The following is a 1,250-nucleotide window of genomic DNA, read 5'->3' on the forward strand; positions in this document are numbered from 1 at the left end:
ACAGTGTATTGGCAAAATGCGGGGTTTAAGGCTAAATTGAACTTTTTGTAATATTTATCCGCCAATATTTTCCAATTCCACATTTTTTATTAATTTAGTTCCATTGAAAAAATATTGGCTACGATTGGTCTGAACTTGAACTTTCGTTCAAATTAAGCCCGCACTTCGCCAATACTTTTTCGTTAGCTGCAATTACAGAAGAGCGGTTATAAAATTGAATTTCCGTATAAATTTTGTATATTTGTCCGTATAAAATATTAATATGGACTCAAAACTAACTTTGAAATTAAACGAAAGCGTTATTGAAAGAGCCAAACAGTACGCTTCAAATAAAAAATTAAGTTTATCAAGATTGATTGAAAATTATCTTGATTCTTTAACACGTGAACAAACTGACGAGTTTGAGATTTCTCCTTTTGTAAAAAGTATTTCAAGTGGGAAAAGTATTCCTATTGATGCTGATTGGAAAAATATGCGGGAAGATTATACGGATCATTTAACTGAAAAATATCAATAAAATGCAAAAGATATTTTTGGATACAAATATTATTTTGGACTTTTTGGGAGAAAGAGAAAGATTTTATGAACCTTCAGCTAAAGTATTAACTCTTGCAGATAAAAAGAAAATAAAAATTTTTACTTCACCAACTTCTATCACAAATGCGTATTATGTTCTTTCAAAGTACGAAAATTCAAAAATTGCACTTGAAAAAATCAGAAAATTTAAACTTCTTTGTTCAATGTCGATAATGAATGATGAAGTTGTGGAGAAAGCAATTAATTCTGATTTTAAAGATTTTGAAGATGCGATGCAGTATTTTAGTTCAATTGCATCAAATTGTGACATTATTGTTACAAGAAATGAGAAGGATTATAAAAATGCACTGATTCCAGTAATGAATGCTGAAAGTTATCTTCAAACACTCAAAAAGTAACTGCAGCTAACATTGTATTGGCAAAATGCGGGGATTTTGGAAAGTAGAAATTTTGTAAAAATATTTCGCCGATTGCTTTTCAATTCTGCAATTTTTTGTAAGTTAGCAGAAGTGAAAAAGCATCGGCTACGTTTCTGAATTCTTGAACTTTCAGTCCTTCGAATTCCCGCACTTCGCCAATACTTTTTCGTTGTACGTAATGTTCCCAGATTCACCATATCATTCAAATATGAAAAAAATATTATCTTTTATTTTTGCCTTTTTATTAACAAATTTAATCTTTGCTCAAAAGAATTTTATAGATCAACCTTACAT

At 29.6% G+C, this 1,250-nt stretch carries 2 protein-coding genes; both read left to right on the top strand.

Annotated elements, in window-relative coordinates; genetic code table 11:
• Positions 1–262 precede the first annotated feature (262 nt).
• Positions 263–517, top strand: coding sequence for a DUF6364 family protein (locus tag ACVFVN_RS14715; RefSeq protein ID WP_456235864.1), 255 nt, complete (start codon positions 263–265; stop codon positions 515–517).
• A 1-nt stretch (position 518) separates the two neighbouring features.
• On the top strand, positions 519–935 hold the full coding sequence (locus ACVFVN_RS14720; RefSeq protein WP_456235865.1) for a type II toxin-antitoxin system VapC family toxin: 417 nt from the start codon (positions 519–521) through the stop codon (positions 933–935).
• The last annotated feature ends 315 nt before the right edge of the window (positions 936–1,250 follow it).

Source organism: Soonwooa purpurea, assembly GCF_053891095.1.

Excerpts from the sequence above, each read along its gene's own strand:
- ACVFVN_RS14715 (WP_456235864.1), top strand. The coding sequence starts at position 263 with ATGGACTCAAAACTAACTTTGAAATTAAACGAAAGCGTTATTGAAAGA.
- ACVFVN_RS14720 (WP_456235865.1), top strand. The coding sequence starts at position 519 with ATGCAAAAGATATTTTTGGATACAAATATTATTTTGGACTTTTTGGGA.